Here is a 15414-nt window from a genome sequence, read left to right as displayed (position 1 = left end):
AACAGTCTGTTGCGGCGAAGCGTTCTGTAATCCGCATGAATGCTGGATTTTCTGAATTTCATTCCCTATGAGACGAACCCGCAAAGACTCTTAAGTCAATGAAATACAAGAAATAGACCTGCAACATTTTGTTCATAACTGTTGCACTTCGCCAAAGTTGGCGAATGAAAAACAGCTTCAAAATCAAGGTCACAGCGACAAGTCATCTGATACTCGCCGCAATGTTGACGATGACAATTTCAGGAGGTGCAGTCGGGCAATCGCAAGGCGCATCACAGCCATCTGAACGCTGCTCGCCATTGTTTAGAACATCAACCGGGCGGCAGGTAGACGCTTCTTTTAGCGCACACGATTATTCAAAGAAGAATATCGGTGCTGTTGGTATTTCGATTTTTCCGGGACGCACATTGACTATGGATGCTGCTCATACTTTGGGTAATAAGCTTGTAGATGCCCTCAAGCATAATGGCGTAGAGGCGCGTTGTTTCGTTCACTATGATAATGGGCCAAAGGGAACGGGTATAAACTTCAAGATCGCTGGCTTGTCATGGAGTAAGGACGGCCCACTTAATATACTGGAAGCAACAAATGTTGAAACTTTGCGTGGCGTAATAGCTGAAGCCAAAACCGCACGCGCACTTTTATCGAGCAATTAGAGAGGTTTAAACATAGCCGACAGATCAACATTATTGGTAAGTGCGGTTTCATCATCTGCCGCTGTATCTTTTGATTGATCGGCTTGCACAGTTGCGACCTCAGCTTCGCTTTGTTGATCAGGTGTCCGTTCAACAACGGAATATTTCACTTCATCTTTCGCATCCCGGTTGATCGCGCTGGCGGAAATCTCTCCGCGTTCATGACGGGCAGCCTGTCGGGTCATTTCAGCGGTGGCTTTTCCATGTTCCTTTAACCAGTCTTTCGCCCATGGATGACCTTTGAGGTCGTCGGGCTTGATTGTGCCGTTATTCAACCCTTCCTGAATCCGCAGCGCGATGGCCCGTCTGCGTTCGGTATCACCTTCAATCGCCATTATACGAGTATATTCATCATCTTCGATAAGACCCTTGGCGCATAAGTCAGCCAATAAATCGCCTGCGAAGTTGGCTCCATACTGATTTGCAAGGTCGCTTTCCATCCGAGCGATATCATCAAGGATCGCAGCAAGCACATTATCATTGGCCCGGGCTTTTGCTTTCGCCTTTTCGTCCCGCTCACCCCGGCGGCGGTTGGCCTGTGCAACACCAATAGCAATGCGTCCGTCAACGGAGCCGCTGGCTTGGCCTAATTGTTCATTATTCCGGGCTTCAGCCGCAGCCGAGATTGTCAATTCTGTATCGGGATTAGCAAAGATATCACTCAGGAAGGAAGTCGGCACTTTTTGCGCCGCTGTATAATAAGATTCTGCTGATTTTCCGCTTCCCGCCATTCTCCCCCGCATGCCCGTATATCAGGCTTTTTACCTTAATATTGTCCCATGATAACAGTGAAAAAATGGTTAACGAAAAGTTATCTGAGCGTGGAGAGTAATTTACCGTTCTAATTTATCAAAAGGGACAACCGTATCCTTATCCCATCCGGGAGGATACATTTTTTCCAAGAGTAGCTTCTGAATGTCTTTGAAGCCTAAAGCCGCTGCGTGATCGATAGGCAACCTCTGCAAACTGTCTCTAGTCCAAGGGTCATATTCGAGATTTTCGGCAGCTTGAAGGAACGCTAGGCTGTTGTGAATGCTTGCAACGTGTATCGGCGTATATAGTGTTTGTTCATCTTGGATATCAGCTAACGACTGCCCTTCGTTTATGGCAGATGAAAGTTCGCCGACATCGTTGTTTATTGCAGCGTAGAAAATATTTGGATTACTAAAATTTCTTCCATCATCAGATTCCACATTTAATACTACCATAGCATATAATCGTTATGCAAATTGTTCAATAAATCAATGTGATGTGGCTCAATATTCATAGGGTACAAATTGGGGTTTGATTGACCACTATTGCGATCCTTATTCAAATTCACCAAATAGCCATTGGGCCGATGATCAATGGCAAACCCCCATCTGATATCAAACTTTGTATCACTTAAACTACGCACAGTCATACAGTCTACTCGACCAGTTCCTTGATCACATCTCATGTTCGCTAATCTGATTTTCGTAACCGAAGAAATCAGGTTGTTGATGTCGCTACTGGCATTGACTCGTCCATGTGACAGATGACACATTCCGACAACTGCATTTCCTAGTAAGTCTGAATTGGTTTGGAGCATTGGAACAAAGCAACCGTGATAAATAACACTTTTTGATATTAGCTCATACGGCGTGGTAATATCTGTGGTGTAGTTGAAAGCTACCACCCTAAACAGACCATGCTCGCGGTTCTTAACATATAGGGCGAAGCTATCGCTGCCTTCTTTGATGTGCTGACTATCAAGAACGAATAGCTTTTCTGTGTATATTTCAACGCAGTCATGCAACGCCTCGGTTTGTCTCTGGCGTTTTGGAAAGTATCCTTTTTTGAAGGATTCTAATTGTGTTTTCTCATTCATGATAATTAGTTTGATCCGGGACTGACCTATCAATGAATTCTCTTTTAAGGTTTCTTCTCGGATGAACTTGTCGATAAACTTGAATTTGTGCGGATTCGGGTATGTCGAATTATTGATATAGTGTTCAACGTCCTGTCGCCTGAGCCTACCATCCCGCTCAATCCGCTTATTATCTTCGTATATGTCAAACTCTCGCATGATCCGATCACGGACTTGCCCTAATGTTATCTCTTCTCCGAACTGATCAGCGAGTGCTTGTTGATATTCGACAAGAATTTCGCGACATAAATCCATCCATTCTACAGGGTAACGATCCGCTGGAATATTTGCAGTGCTGCCAACAGGTTTGGCCCCGATGCCAACAACGTTGGCAGGACTCTTGGATGTGTCTTCATTATCACCGGTGATAGACATCGTTTCGTCTTAGCCGGAACACGATATTTGTTAAATCAAAAAGTCACACGCTTTTCGGAGCAAGGAGTATTGCCTATGCCCAGAGGAACGAGAAATTCAGGCCGCAATGCCTTTGATAAGGGCAGCGATATGATCGCCACGGCAAGCGCTGTCTTGCTGACATTCTTTGCAGCCCCACTGGCGTTCCACACGACAATCTCAGCCGCCGAAGCCTACACATACGATAACTATGGCCCTACGCTGGCAGGTCTGGTCTGGCTGCCTTGGGCCGCGCTTAGCGCCGCGATCACTTTTGGCGGGTGTCGAATGGCTCTCGCGTTGACGCTCCGCCTGTTTTCCGCCCGTCTGTCAGGAATGATTTTTGGCAGGCGCTTCGATTGACCCTCAATTACTCAGAAAGGAGGTGATAAAATGGCTAAATACAAACCTGTAGGTACTGTCTGGAAAAAGACAGACGACCCTTGGGGCTGGATCATTTTGGTCCTGATCGGCCTTGCCTTGCTGGCTAAATGCTCCGGCTAGTCTAGGCCGATATTGGAGGCGGCGCGCGAGCCTCCAATCCTCATTTCATTCAACACAATCCAAAACCGTTCAGCCGGGCCGGTCACGGTTCCCGGAACCGGCCCGGCTGTGCTCTGGAGAATGAATATGCAAGATAATGAATATTACCGTTTCGGCAGTGCGCAACTTTCTGGCTACAACTCTATCAACCGGGCCGGATATTTTGAACACAGAAGCAATAGTTTGCTCGTCGGATTCCATAACCGGAAAAAGCTGCTTGCGAATGGCATGGGTGGGATTCTCACCTGTGCCGGGGCAAGGTCACATAAATTGACTTCGCAGATTTCATATAATGCTCTGGCAACGGGCATATATTTGCAATCGGCTTTGATATTTGACCCCAAGGGCGAGATCGCAGCAATCTCGCAGGATCAAACGGAAGTCGGTAAATTCTGTATCTACTTCAACCCGGCATTTTTACATGGCTTGCCTCAACACCGGACTAGCCCGGTCGATCATTTTACCCGCGATAATCCAAACCTCAACAATGACGTGGCGGCCTTTCTGCAGAATATCAAACCGCTTTCGGGTAGCTCTAACGGGCGCTTCTTTGAAGTCGGTGCACAGGAACTTTTAAAAGAAACCGTCTTGGCGATTGTCGAGCTGGAAGGCTCCATCACGTTGCCGCGTATCTATGATGTCATCAATATGATTGCCGCCAATAGCGAAGAATGGGGCGATTTCGCCTTCTGCATGAACCAGTCAGGCAATCACAGGCTCGTTCAATTTGAAAAATGGCTGTTTGAAAGCCGGGAAACCCAAGGCAATGGCTTTCAGGGTATATTGGCAGAGGCAAAACAGGCGCTGGCCTGTCTCAGCGATCCGATGTTACGCGCTGCCCTATCGCCACCCTTCACCGCTTCGCTTGCTGATTTGTGCGGCAACCAACCCTATCATTTCTATATCATGGCCCCAGCTGAATATCTGCAATACTGGGCACCTGTCATCAAAGCCTTCTTCATTTGTGCACGGCACTACAAGGCCAAAGCCCCCGGCGCACCGCAACAAACATGGGTTATTGATGAAGCGGCTGCTTTGGGTGCTTTTCCAATGCTGACAGAGATGTACACGCTGGGGGCCGGAATCGGAATCAGGCCTTGGGCCATTTACCAGAGTCCTGCCCAGATGAAAGCCACGGGCAAGGATGCCGAAATTATCATCCCGTCCAGTGCCGCTGTGCAATGCTATTACGGCATCCGGCATATCGATACCGCCAAGCATGTCTCCGACATACTAGGTGCGCAAACGCTCGAATATGATGATAACCTGCGTCAACATCAGGCCATGCTGGCCCGTGAACGCGCCATTAGCGATATGATGAATGGGGGAGACCCGATTAGCGCCGGGCAACAATATGCCCATTATGAATATGCAGCGCAGCACCGCAGCAAACAAAAAAGGGCGCTTATGGACCCGGCAGAGGTGCTGGGTCTGCCTGACGATAAAATGATTATTAAGGCTGATGGTCTGGCGCATTGCATCCTTGCCGACCGCAAACCCTATTATGAGCAGCGCTGGATGGCGGGAACCTATCATCCCAACCCCTACCACCCACCAGCGGACAATGTGCGGGTTAAAACCCTGTTCGGGCATAAATGGCTGGATGTCAGAACCGGGCCTGTTCCATCCCGATATGCGCACTATCCCCAATATGAGAGCGGCACATGGTCTTATGTGGAGAAAGGCTAATGGCTGACACTCCATCCAAGAAGCCGGACCTCGATAAAGACTTTGAGAGTGCGAATGACCGCAGCCATTCGATAGACGCACGCCGCGAAGCTTTCCTGCGTGACCGCCGCATTCATCAAACCCCCGCGTCGCGCAAGGAAGTGGAAGTTCTTAAAACCAAGCGCGTGCGGCAAACGATCAAGCGCGAAACAAAAGCCAATGGAGCAGTGCGAACGACAGTGGACCGCAAGGTTGAGTCTGAACGCGAACGCAGAATCCATTTTCTCGAATCCTGGCTCAATCGCCGCAGGGGCGATGCCCGTGATGATTTTAAACATAGTAGATAGAAAGGAAGTATCATGACCAATCAACCAGAAGACACTATCCGCGACGGCAATATAAAGGCCACTATCTGGCCCAACCAAGGCGAAAATGGTCCCTTTGTTTCTGTCGATCTCACCAAAATCTACCGGGATCATAATGGCGATTTGCGCGACACGCGTAGCTTCTCTGCATCTGACATGCTGCGCGTCTCCGAAGTGGCACGAAAAGCTTATGATCGTGGTCGGGATTTGCAGCGAGAGTTGCGCCGCAAGCAGCAACCCGAACAATCCCGCAATGATGATCGCCGCGCCCGATTTGATGAACAGCGCAACGCTGGAAACCGGGAACGCAAACAGGAGCGAACCTACTGATTTTCGATTTTAGAAAGTGACAGATCACAAATCATGTTCTATATTTGTTCTTTATTTCGGATAACGAAAGAAGAGGGCAAATTTGATGACAGTTTAGCCGCCAAAGGAGTGTAGACATGGCAGAAAAGAAGGAGAAGCATAACCAAAAAGTCTGTTCGGTCTATGCAAACACAAAAACCGTTATAACAGTTGATTATAAGCGCTATGCACACTTCCTTGATGATGCCAATGATTTGACTGAGGACCAGAAACAGGAATTTGTCCAAGCGATCTGGAACATCATCACCGAATTTATCCGCAATGGCTTTCGCGTTGATGCCCTGCATCAGGCTGGTGTGTCATGTGGACAAGTTGAACATACCAGCAATTATTCTCCCGATGAAACGCCTGATACGATACAATCAGATCATCACACATTAGCAAACAAGTTTGTGACCGCAGGCCGTTCACATGATGGCTCAGCGGTCGATGGAGCCGGACCATGATAGCAAATAATAAAGTCCAGAAGGCCGTTCTCTATTGCCGGGTGAGCGGCAAGAAACAAAAGGCCGAAGGCAGCGGGTTAAGCTCACAGGAACATCGCTGCCGCCAATATGCCGAAGCTAAGGGCTATGATGTGGTTGAAGTCTTCCCGGATGATGTTTCGGGCGGTGGCGACTTTATGAAGCGCCCCGGCATGGTAGCCTTGATGGAATATCTCGATACGTATCCTACAGAACGCTTTGTCGTTATCTTCGATGACCTCAAGCGCTATGCACGTGATGTCGAGTTTCATCTAAAGCTCCGCCGTCTGATGATGGAACGCGGCGCGATCCGGGAATGTCTCAATTTCAATTTTGAAGATTCACCAGAAGGCAAGTTCAACGAAACGATTACAGCTGCGGCGGGTGCTTATGAACGCGAAGCCATGGGTCGTCAGAATTGGCAAAAGACAGTTGCACGGTTAGAGCAAGGCTATTGCGTGCAAGCCGTTCCCCCTGCTGGCTATCGCTATGAGAAAGCTAGAGGCGGCGGCAAGATATTAGTACAAGATGAACCTGCCGCTTCCATTATCAGAGAAGCATTGGAAGGATATGCAACGGGTCGTTTCGGATCGCAAGCCGAGGTCGCCCGGTTCCTTGATGCCAAGCCAGACTTTCCTCGCCTCAAAACCACAAAGCGGGTGAAAGAACAGCGCGTCAAACAGTTGCTGGCAACCCATCTCTATGCCGGACTGGTTGACGGACGAGCATGGGGCGTCCCGATTACAGAGGGCAAACATGAGGGCCTGATAAGCGTTGCGGCCTTTGAGCGTATCCAGCAACGCCTCGAACAGGGTGCTTATGTGCCTGCACGCGCGGATATAAGCCACGACTTCCCATTGCGCGGGGCGGTGGCCTGTTCATGCTGCTCAACACCCCTCACGGCTTGCTGGTCCAAGGGCAAAAGAAAGAAATACCCTTATTATTTCTGCCGCAATAGGCAGTGCGAGCGCTATTCCAAAATGATCCCCCGCCAAAAAATCGAAGGCGAATTCGAAACCATATTGCACAGGCTGCAACCCTCGCGGCGTGTGGTCGATATGGCAGCTGCCATGTTCAGAGATTTCTGGGAAAGTCAGACGAGCAATGCCACATCAAATATCGATGCTCTTAAACGCGAGTCCGTCAAGATTGAACGCGACATCGACAAGATGCTTGATGCGGTAGTCGAAGCCAGAAACCCGCGTGTCGTTGCTGCCTATGAAAAGCGTATCGATGAAATGGAGCAACGTAAGCTCGTACTTGCCGAAAAGCAGCGCGAAACCAGCCAGCCGCCACAAGGCTTTGACGAACTGTTCGAACACGCCATGCAGTTTCTATCAAGCGTCTGGAATATTTGGCAAAATGACTCGTTTGACCGACGCAGACTGGTCCTGAAACTCGCTTTTGCAAGCCATTTACACTATTGCCGCGAAAACGGATTTCGAACACCGCAAACCACTGTTCCGTTTACTTTTTTTAGAGGTTTTATGAAGAATGAAAAAATGGTGCCCGGGGACGGAATCGAACCGCCGACACAGCGATTTTCAGTCGCTTGCTCTACCAACTGAGCTACCCGGGCGAATTGAGGATGGTTATCAAAACCCATTCTCGAACAATGAGCGATGCCTATAGGCGCGGCATACCCACATTGTCCAGCCAGAAATATCTTCGATTGTGCATTATCTTAATCAATGCTCAATTTAGTCCAGACCATCGGCTTCAGGGTCTGGAATCATGGCTGGCTCGCCGGGCACGCTATAGTCTTCACCAAACCATTTCAGCAGATCTTTATCTCGGCAGCCGCGCGAGCAAAATGATTGAAATTCCTGAGCCACAGGCTTTTTGCATAAGGGGCAGTTTCTTCTTTTGGTCATGGTCAGGCCTGAATGTGCGATGTGGTCGGGGCTATCCGGTAATCATCAGGGCCGGATGCACCAGTCATAATGCGCGGCGCGGTGCCGGTCACCCGTTGCAATTCTTCCATCCACAATGGATTGGCCTGCAACATTTTGTGCCCCTCACCATCAACCACCAAAGCATGGTCATGCAAATTTTGATGCCGCTGTGCACGGCGCAGCAGGGCCAGCAAAGCGCTTTTCACTGGTGCCAGCTGGAACAGCTCCACCAATGAAGGACGTTCCCGCCTCCGTACGATTTGCATCAGGCCAAAACCGTTAATAGCCGTACGCTCAAAATCACCCAACATATGCGCATCGAAACAGGCCGCAACATTTTGCCGGTCGGCCCGTGCTTCTATGGTGGGAAAATCTATTGCGATCGTCCCGCCTATATCACAGCGCATAATGGTTTTTGCCGCTTCAACCGCTGCGGATTTCGCCAGTTGAACCATATTGCTGCGGCTGGCAGCGCTAGAGTCGACATCCATCACCGTCATACCAGGTGTCGGCGAGACAATCAGCCGCCCCTCGGCAAAAACTATGATGCCAGAGCTTGCCTGTTCAACCAGCATATCCCATCCAGCCTGCGCCAAGGCATCAGGGGCAGGCAATGGTGCCAGAATATGCGTGTGGACAGGGTGCCCACTCCCGAGCACCTCCTGTAAGTCAGGTGCAGGCTGCGTGACATCACTCTCGACCAAGCGCCCTCTTGGCGGTTTGCTGCGCTTATATGTGCCGCTAGCTTCACCCACAGCCTCTCGCACTATCCGGGCATGGCAAAGCGCGCCTTCGCTAAGGCCATTAAGTGGTCCGTCTAACGCGATCACAATATCATCTTCGGTCACCAGTTGCGGACTGTTATGGAGCTTCAACCGCCCAGCGACAATCGCACCGGCAAACGGGCCACCAGCATGCCGCCGCACCCGCGCCGCGATAATATGATTATTGTGCAGCAATATGGCACGGTCTTCACCAATGCCCTTTTCTATCAGCCAGTGGCTGCTCATAAGTCTGTACTTGCCAGATAACCACTGCTGATCAGCAGATTGCGCGCTTCCAGCAGGGGCAACCCCATGACGCCGCTATGACTGCCGGACAGACGCTTCACAAAGGCTTCGGCAAAGCCCTGAATGGCATAGCCGCCAGCCTTGCCCTGCCACTCACCAGTTGCAAGATATTGCGCAATCTCGCTGCGACTAAGCCGCTTAAACTGCACAATAGTATCGCTAAGCCCGCTCAAAAGCCGTCCATCAGGGCAGCGAACGCATATTGAGGTCAGTACATGGTGGCGGCGGCCGGATAATATCTCCAGACATTGCAGGGCCTCATCCTCGGTTTCGGTTTTTGGCAATATTCTGCGGCCAGCAGCGACAACCGTGTCTCCTGCCAATATCCAGCATGGATCATTCAGATGAGCAGCAGCGGCCTTTTCTTGCGCCATGCGTATGGCATAGGGACGCGGCAATTCGCCTTTTGCCGGAGTCTCATCAATATCTGCGGGACATATATGGTCAGGGACCACATTGATCCGCGCCAGCAAATCACGGCGACGCGGACTGGCCGAAGCCAATACCAATAATCTGGCTGGGCAATCTGCCGCGCTATCGTCAAGCGACATCGGCATAGCCGTGATTATTTGAAACGATAGGTTATACGACCTTTGGTCAGGTCATAGGGTGTCAGCTCAACAAGCACATCATCGCCAACCAAAACGCGAATTCTGTTCTTACGCATTTTGCCCGCAGTATGCCCCAATATTTCATGATCATTTTCTAGCTTCACACGAAACATGGCATTGGGGAGCAATTCCACCACAGTGCCGCGCATTTCCAGAAGTTCTTCTTTCGCCATATGCTTTATAAATTTCCCGTAATTGGAATGTCTGTTCGGACATGCCCATAGCGGTACATGTTCAAAATTGCAAAGCGCTTTACCATGCAAACTAAGTCGCGCTATTTATTGGTAAGTCGCAATGAACCATGATTGCCGAATACAAAACGACAATTTGATACACTGAGCCGCTTGCATAAGCACCAATTACCCCCAAATGCTCTAACATGCGCACTACAAAAACCTTAATGCGATACGCTACCTTGTCGCTAACGCTGCCCGCTTTGAGCACGGGGACCGGTCTTTACGCCTATCAGCAAGATGGTGACAGCAGCACGCCCGCACAAGATGATAATGACAATGAGCGTGATAATGATGACTCGGACAGCGGGGACAATGTCGCCAATGATGGCAGCATCATCGTTCGGGCTGTGCGCGGGGCAGTGGATACCAATATAGCCCCACTGCAGGAATTGGATGCCGGGGATATTGCGAGTTTTGGCGTCGGTTCAATTGAAGAATTGGTTGCCGCCATTTCGCCACAAACCAATTCAGGACGCGGGCGCGGCACGGGGCAGCCCATATTCCTGCTCAACGGGCAGAGAATTTCCAGTTTTCGCGAATTGCGTGATCTGCCACCAGAAGCCATTCAGCGCGTTCAGGTGTTCCCTGAAGAACTGGCCCTGCAATATGGTTTTGATGCAGACCAACGTGTTATCAATTTCATTCTGGTCGATAACTTCTCTGCTTTTACCGGCGAAGTGGAATATGGCGGGGCCACAAAAGGTGGTCGCGGAGCCGGTGAGATTGAAGGCACACTAACCCGCATCAGCAAAGGCGGGCGATTAAATCTCGATGCTGAATATAGCCGCAGCACGCAATTGACCGAAGCCGCGCGCAATATCATTCAGCCTGACCAACCGGATGCCGATCAACTGGTTGCATCGGACCCTGATAATCTGGGTGCCTTTCGCACGCTTTTGCCAGAAAATGAGACAATTGAGATCAATGCCAGCTATGGCAAAGAGATTGCGACAGCCACAAGGCTTCAACTCAACGCCAGCTTTACCGATAGCAACAGCCTAGGCCTGAATGGTCTTAACAGCACGGTTTTGGATCTGCCAGCAACCAGCCCGTTCAATGACAGTGGCAGCGATCAAACGATATTGCGGACATTATTGGCGCCTAGGCCATTGGAACAGCAAACCAATACGCAAACATTTGCAGCCAGCGCCGCCCTATCAGGCAATATCAAACGGAGCAGCTGGTCCCTCAACGCCGATTACCAGCGGTTAGAAACAGATACCATCATCGACCAACCCGCCACTTTTGATGATTTGCAGGCCCAAATCAATGCAGGTGCGCTTAACCCATTAGCGGCTGATTTTGGCGCAGATTTGCCGCCGCCTGGGTTAGATTTTGCCGAAAGCATATTGGAAACACTCACCCTTAACGCCAATACACGCACCGCCATCGCCTATCTTCCCTCTGGACCGGTCAATCTGACGCTCAATGCCGGACTGGTTGATATCACGCTGGATACAGACAATTTGGTGGCAGGTATTGCCTCTTCAGCCAGTCTGAACCGCACAGCATTATCGGGCAGCGCCAATATCACCATCCCGTTATCAGAGCGCGATGGCGTGGTGCCGGCAATTGGCGCGTTATCGCTTAATGGCAATATCGGCTATCGCGACCTTAGCGATGTTGGCGGCCTCATAAATTATGGCTTCGGGGTGAATTGGGGGCCGACAGAGTCTCTGTCTTTTCAAGCCGGTTTTATCCGCACTGAAGCCGCTCCATCGATCAGCCAGCTTGGCAACCCGGTCATTGTCACGCCCAACGTGCCCGTTTTCGACTTCACAAATAATGAAACCGTTCTCGCCACTATCATATCGGGCGGTAATTCTGACTTGGAACAGGAAGAACAGCGCGACATTCGCATCAGCGCAAATTGGCGGCCCAGCACAATCCGCGGCCTGAATTTCAATATAGAATTTTTCCGCAACCGCAGTTTTGATACTGTCGCTGGCTTTCCAACATTCACACCCGAAATTGAAGCAGCCTTTCCTGATCGCATCGTGCGAGATGGTGCCGGTACATTGGTCAGCCTTGACCGCCGCGCAGTGAATTTCAGCGAAGTACGTAGCGACAGCCTGCGCTATGGCGTTATCTTTTTCAAACAATTTGGACCAAGAGGCGGGCCCGGTGGCTTTGGCGGCAGAGGACGGCCCGGAGCCAGACCGCAAGCGACAAGTGGAAGAGCCGCCAATAGCAACAGAGGCGGCAGACCAGGCGGCAATGCCGTGCAAGGTAACGGATCACAGCCTGCTACAAATAACCAGCAGACAGGCACGCAGCCCGCTGAAGAGACAGCCAATACTGCGCAGACCAACACCGATGGCGCAAATGCACAGCCGCAGGGCGAAAATGGCCAAGCACAAGGCCGCTCACCCACAAATCAAAATGCTGCTGCAGGGCGGCAGCCACGGCGCGGCTTTTTTGGTTCGCAGCCAGGTCGCGGTCGCTGGAATATTTCGGCATTTCACCGCATCCGCTTCACCGAGAGCGTATTGATTGCGCCGGGTGTTCCCACATTGGACCTGCTTAATGGCTCGTCCGTAGGCGGTGCAGCAGGGGCAATTCGCCACAGTGTTGAGCTACAGGGCGGATGGTTTAAAGATGGTCTGGGCTTTCGCGTATCAGGCGATTTTCAAGGGCCGAGCAATGTTGATGGTGGCGGTATCAATGCTGCATCACCAACACTCGACTTTGGTGCGATTGCGACTTTCAACCTGCGCGCTTTTTTGAATTTCGACAATAGAGAAAAAATTGTCTCTGCACTGCCCTTCCTAAGAGGCAGCCGCCTTGCCCTGCGTGTCAACAACCTGTTTGACGCACAGCAGGATGTACGCGACCAGGACGGTAATGTACCACTGCAATTTCAACCCGGATTTCGCGATCCCATCGGCCGCTTCGTCGAATTAAGCTGGCGCAAACGGTTCTGATTCAATCTAGGATGATGACCTTCCTCATATTTGCAATCGTTCCTTCAATAGGTTCGACCAACACAACATATCACAAAAGAAAAACCCCGGCAGCGATAGGCCAACCGGGGTTTTCTTAATTTTCAGGCCGCATCAATGCAGCCACAAAATGCCAATTAGCCAGCAGCTAAAGCAGCCAAGAGGAGCAAGGCCACAATATTTGTGATCTTGATCATTGGGTTAACCGCAGGGCCGGCCGTATCTTTATACGGGTCACCCACAGTATCGCCGGTCACAGCCGCTTTATGCGCCTCTGAACCTTTGCCGCCATGATTGCCATCTTCGATATATTTTTTGGCATTATCCCATGCACCGCCGCCCGCTGTCATCGAGAGGGCAACAAAGATGCCAGAGATAATAACGCCCAGCAGCAAGGCACCAAGAGCCGCAAAGCCCTCTGCCTGCCCAGCAACCGCTGTGATCACGAAATAGACCACAATCGGCGCCAGAACCGGCAACAATGATGGAATGATCATTTCCTTGATCGCGGCCTTGGTCACCAAATCCACTGTACGGGCATAATCCGGACGGCTAGTGCCATCCATAATGCCCTTATCAGCAGCAAATTGCGCACGGACATCTTTCACCACGTCACCCGCTGCACGGCCAACCGCGGTCATGCCCATTGCGCCAAACAGATAAGGCAGCAGTGCGCCCAGCAACAGGCCAACAATGACATAAGGGTTTTCAAGGCTGAAACTCACTTCAAGGTTCGGGAAGAACTCTTTCAAGTCAGCCGTATAGGCCGAGAAAAGCACCAGCGCAGCCAGTCCAGCAGAACCAATGGCATAGCCTTTGGTAACCGCTTTTGTGGTGTTGCCGACAGCATCCAGCGCGTCGGTTTTGTCCCGAACGCTTTCGTCAAGCTCTGACATTTCGGCGATGCCGCCAGCATTGTCAGTGACAGGGCCATAAGCGTCCAGCGCCACAACCATGCCTGCCAGCGCAAGCATTGATGTCGCACCAAAAGCAATGCCCATCAGGCCCGCCAATTGATACGCGACAACAATCGCCACCACGATGACCAAAGTCGGCAATGCTGTTGATTCCAGCGAAATCGCCAAGCCTTGAATGACATTGGTGCCATGGCCGGTTTCAGATGATTTAGCGATGGAACGCACAGGACGATATTCGGTGCCGGTATAATATTCGGTAATCCAGATAATCAAACCGGTAAGCACCAGACCAACAAGCATGGAATAGAACAGATCCATGCCGGTAAAGCTGGTTTCGCCTGCTGTATAGGTGGTTGTCATATCACCGAGCGCATAGTCCGTTGCGAAATAGATAGCCGGAACAGACAATACCGCGGTAGTGATAAAGCCCTTATACAAAGCGCCCATGATATTATTGGAGGAGCCAAGACGGACCATATAGGTTCCGATAATGGAAGTGATGATGCATACGCCGCCAACAATCAGTGGCAAGCCCATAAGCTGCAACAAAGTATCAGAACCAACACCAGTGACCAGCAATGCCGTCAACACCATGGTTGCGCCAACGGTCACAACATATGTTTCAAACAAGTCGGCGGCCATACCGGCACAGTCACCAACATTGTCACCCACATTATCAGCGATAGTAGCAGGATTACGCGGATCATCCTCAGGAATGCCAGCCTCTACCTTGCCCACCAGATCGGCGCCAACATCAGCAGCTTTGGTAAAGATACCGCCGCCAAGACGCGCAAAGATAGAAATCAGCGACGCACCAAAGGCCAAGGCCACCAACGCGTCAATCACTTCGCGGCTATTGGCTGCATCGCCCATCACTTCGACAAGTACATAAAAGAATACGGCAATGGCCAGCAAAGCAAGGCCAGCAACCAACATACCGGTCACAGCACCTGCGCGGAAGGCAACGGTCAAACCCGATTGCAGGCTTTCACTCGCCGCTTGCGCTGTGCGGACATTGGCCCGGACAGAAATGTTCATGCCGATATAACCAGCAACGCCCGAAAGCACGGCGCCGATCAGAAAACCAATTGCAGAGATAGGCCCCAATGTAGCGCCAACGATAATAGCAACCACAACACCAACGATGCCGATTGTGCGATATTGGCGACCAAGATAGGCTTGTGCGCCTTCCTGAATTGCCCCTGCGATTTCTTGCATTTTTGCATTGCCGGCCGATGCATTCAGCACCTGGCGGCTGGTAATTACACCATATACGATGGCCAATGCCCCGCATATGATAGCTATCAAGACAGTTGTCATGCCCAGCTTCCCCTTCAAATATTTATGTTTACCCTGCT

General features: G+C 50.8%; 16 protein-coding genes, 1 tRNA gene and 1 pseudogene. 8 read left to right on the top strand and 10 right to left on the bottom strand.

Annotated features, from left to right (window positions below):
• Positions 1-164: 164 nt before the first annotated feature.
• Positions 165-656, top strand: a complete 492-nt coding sequence (locus tag ACR9YC_RS02135; protein WP_438729245.1) for a hypothetical protein — start codon at positions 165-167, stop codon at positions 654-656.
• Here the strand turns inward: ACR9YC_RS02135 and ACR9YC_RS02130 are convergent.
• From ACR9YC_RS02130 to ACR9YC_RS02120, 3 genes are all read right to left on the bottom strand, one after another.
• The gene (locus ACR9YC_RS02130; RefSeq protein ID WP_438729243.1) at positions 653-1426 is read right to left on the bottom strand and encodes a hypothetical protein; all 774 of its coding nucleotides are present in this window, start codon (positions 1424-1426) and stop codon (positions 653-655) included. The two genes, ACR9YC_RS02135 and ACR9YC_RS02130, sit on opposite strands and share 4 nt — an antisense overlap.
• 102 nt (positions 1427-1528) lie before the next feature.
• The gene (locus ACR9YC_RS02125) at positions 1529-1888 is read right to left on the bottom strand and encodes a hypothetical protein (RefSeq protein ID WP_438729241.1); all 360 of its coding nucleotides are present in this window, start codon (positions 1886-1888) and stop codon (positions 1529-1531) included.
• 8 nt (positions 1889-1896) lie between these two features.
• A complete protein-coding gene (locus ACR9YC_RS02120; protein ID WP_438729239.1) occupies positions 1897-2958 on the bottom strand; it encodes a hypothetical protein in 1062 nt (353 codons plus the stop codon).
• Positions 2959-3033: 75 nt separating this feature from the next.
• On the opposite strand from ACR9YC_RS02120, the gene ACR9YC_RS02115 reads away from it, so the two are divergent.
• The 6 genes and pseudogenes from ACR9YC_RS02115 to ACR9YC_RS02090 form a co-directional block, all read left to right on the top strand.
• Complete coding sequence (locus tag ACR9YC_RS02115) at positions 3034-3339, top strand: hypothetical protein (RefSeq protein ID WP_438729237.1); 306 nt, start codon at positions 3034-3036, stop codon at positions 3337-3339.
• A gap of 261 nt (positions 3340-3600) precedes the next feature.
• On the top strand, positions 3601-5208 hold the full coding sequence (locus ACR9YC_RS02110) for a type IV secretory system conjugative DNA transfer family protein (RefSeq protein ID WP_438729235.1): 1608 nt from the start codon (positions 3601-3603) through the stop codon (positions 5206-5208).
• The gene (locus ACR9YC_RS02105; RefSeq protein ID WP_438729233.1) at positions 5208-5534 is read left to right on the top strand and encodes a hypothetical protein; all 327 of its coding nucleotides are present in this window, start codon (positions 5208-5210) and stop codon (positions 5532-5534) included. The genes ACR9YC_RS02110 and ACR9YC_RS02105 overlap by 1 nt, the downstream gene beginning before the upstream one ends.
• A gap of 12 nt (positions 5535-5546) precedes the next feature.
• Positions 5547-5882, top strand: a complete 336-nt coding sequence (locus tag ACR9YC_RS02100; RefSeq protein ID WP_438729231.1) for a hypothetical protein — start codon at positions 5547-5549, stop codon at positions 5880-5882.
• Between the two features lie 116 nt (positions 5883-5998).
• Positions 5999-6367 (top strand): hypothetical protein, encoded by a 369-nt coding sequence (locus ACR9YC_RS02095; RefSeq protein ID WP_438729229.1) that lies wholly within the window; start codon positions 5999-6001, stop codon positions 6365-6367.
• Positions 6364-7335 (top strand): annotated as a pseudogene (locus tag ACR9YC_RS02090) (recombinase family protein); the annotation flags it as partial. The gene ACR9YC_RS02095 and the pseudogene ACR9YC_RS02090, both read left to right, overlap by 4 nt.
• A gap of 162 nt (positions 7336-7497) precedes the next feature.
• On the opposite strand, the gene ACR9YC_RS02085 reads toward ACR9YC_RS02090, so the two are convergent.
• The 6 genes from ACR9YC_RS02085 to infA form a co-directional block, all read right to left on the bottom strand.
• The gene (locus tag ACR9YC_RS02085; RefSeq protein WP_438729227.1) at positions 7498-7707 is read right to left on the bottom strand and encodes a hypothetical protein; all 210 of its coding nucleotides are present in this window, start codon (positions 7705-7707) and stop codon (positions 7498-7500) included.
• A gap of 181 nt (positions 7708-7888) precedes the next feature.
• Positions 7889-7964 (bottom strand) — tRNA-Phe (locus ACR9YC_RS02080).
• Between the two features lie 121 nt (positions 7965-8085).
• Positions 8086-8259, bottom strand: a complete 174-nt coding sequence (locus ACR9YC_RS02075; protein ID WP_438729225.1) for a DNA gyrase inhibitor YacG — start codon at positions 8257-8259, stop codon at positions 8086-8088.
• A 2-nt stretch (positions 8260-8261) separates the two neighbouring features.
• The gene (locus tag ACR9YC_RS02070) at positions 8262-9290 is read right to left on the bottom strand and encodes a ribonuclease E/G (protein WP_438729224.1); all 1029 of its coding nucleotides are present in this window, start codon (positions 9288-9290) and stop codon (positions 8262-8264) included.
• Positions 9287-9901, bottom strand: coding sequence for a Maf family protein (locus ACR9YC_RS02065; protein WP_438729222.1), 615 nt, complete (start codon positions 9899-9901; stop codon positions 9287-9289). Before ACR9YC_RS02065 ends, ACR9YC_RS02070 begins: the two co-directional genes overlap by 4 nt.
• Positions 9902-9915: 14 nt before the next feature.
• Entirely contained in the window at positions 9916-10134 is a 219-nt protein-coding gene (gene infA / locus ACR9YC_RS02060) for a translation initiation factor IF-1 (protein ID WP_123152747.1), read from the bottom strand.
• 227 nt (positions 10135-10361) lie between these two features.
• On the opposite strand from infA, the gene ACR9YC_RS02055 reads away from it, so the two are divergent.
• The gene (locus ACR9YC_RS02055; protein WP_438729219.1) at positions 10362-13121 is read left to right on the top strand and encodes a hypothetical protein; all 2760 of its coding nucleotides are present in this window, start codon (positions 10362-10364) and stop codon (positions 13119-13121) included.
• A 155-nt stretch (positions 13122-13276) separates the two neighbouring features.
• Here the strand turns inward: ACR9YC_RS02055 and ACR9YC_RS02050 are convergent, their stop codons facing one another.
• Positions 13277-15376 (bottom strand): sodium-translocating pyrophosphatase, encoded by a 2100-nt coding sequence (locus tag ACR9YC_RS02050; protein WP_438729217.1) that lies wholly within the window; start codon positions 15374-15376, stop codon positions 13277-13279.
• Positions 15377-15414: the final 38 nt, after the last annotated feature.

This window comes from Parasphingorhabdus sp. DH2-15, from assembly GCF_051668705.1.
Taxonomy (GTDB): Bacteria; Pseudomonadota; Alphaproteobacteria; order Sphingomonadales; family Sphingomonadaceae; genus Alterisphingorhabdus.
Note: the sequence above shows the minus strand (reverse complement) of the source record. Positions and strands in the feature narration are given on the sequence as shown.

Coding starts and splice junctions, on each gene's coding strand:
- ACR9YC_RS02135 (WP_438729245.1), top strand. CDS start 165: ATGAAAAACAGCTTCAAAATCAAGGTCACAGCGACAAGTCATCTGATA.
- ACR9YC_RS02130 (WP_438729243.1), bottom strand. CDS start 1,426: ATGGCGGGAAGCGGAAAATCAGCAGAATCTTATTATACAGCGGCGCAA.
- ACR9YC_RS02120 (WP_438729239.1), bottom strand. CDS start 2,958: ATGTCTATCACCGGTGATAATGAAGACACATCCAAGAGTCCTGCCAAC.
- ACR9YC_RS02115 (WP_438729237.1), top strand. CDS start 3,034: ATGCCCAGAGGAACGAGAAATTCAGGCCGCAATGCCTTTGATAAGGGC.
- ACR9YC_RS02110 (WP_438729235.1), top strand. CDS start 3,601: ATGAATATGCAAGATAATGAATATTACCGTTTCGGCAGTGCGCAACTT.
- ACR9YC_RS02105 (WP_438729233.1), top strand. CDS start 5,208: ATGGCTGACACTCCATCCAAGAAGCCGGACCTCGATAAAGACTTTGAG.
- ACR9YC_RS02100 (WP_438729231.1), top strand. CDS start 5,547: ATGACCAATCAACCAGAAGACACTATCCGCGACGGCAATATAAAGGCC.
- ACR9YC_RS02095 (WP_438729229.1), top strand. CDS start 5,999: ATGGCAGAAAAGAAGGAGAAGCATAACCAAAAAGTCTGTTCGGTCTAT.
- ACR9YC_RS02075 (WP_438729225.1), bottom strand. CDS start 8,259: ATGACCAAAAGAAGAAACTGCCCCTTATGCAAAAAGCCTGTGGCTCAG.
- ACR9YC_RS02070 (WP_438729224.1), bottom strand. CDS start 9,290: ATGAGCAGCCACTGGCTGATAGAAAAGGGCATTGGTGAAGACCGTGCC.
- ACR9YC_RS02065 (WP_438729222.1), bottom strand. CDS start 9,901: ATGTCGCTTGACGATAGCGCGGCAGATTGCCCAGCCAGATTATTGGTA.
- infA (WP_123152747.1), bottom strand. CDS start 10,134: ATGGCGAAAGAAGAACTTCTGGAAATGCGCGGCACTGTGGTGGAATTG.
- ACR9YC_RS02055 (WP_438729219.1), top strand. CDS start 10,362: ATGCGATACGCTACCTTGTCGCTAACGCTGCCCGCTTTGAGCACGGGG.
- ACR9YC_RS02050 (WP_438729217.1), bottom strand. CDS start 15,376: ATGACAACTGTCTTGATAGCTATCATATGCGGGGCATTGGCCATCGTA.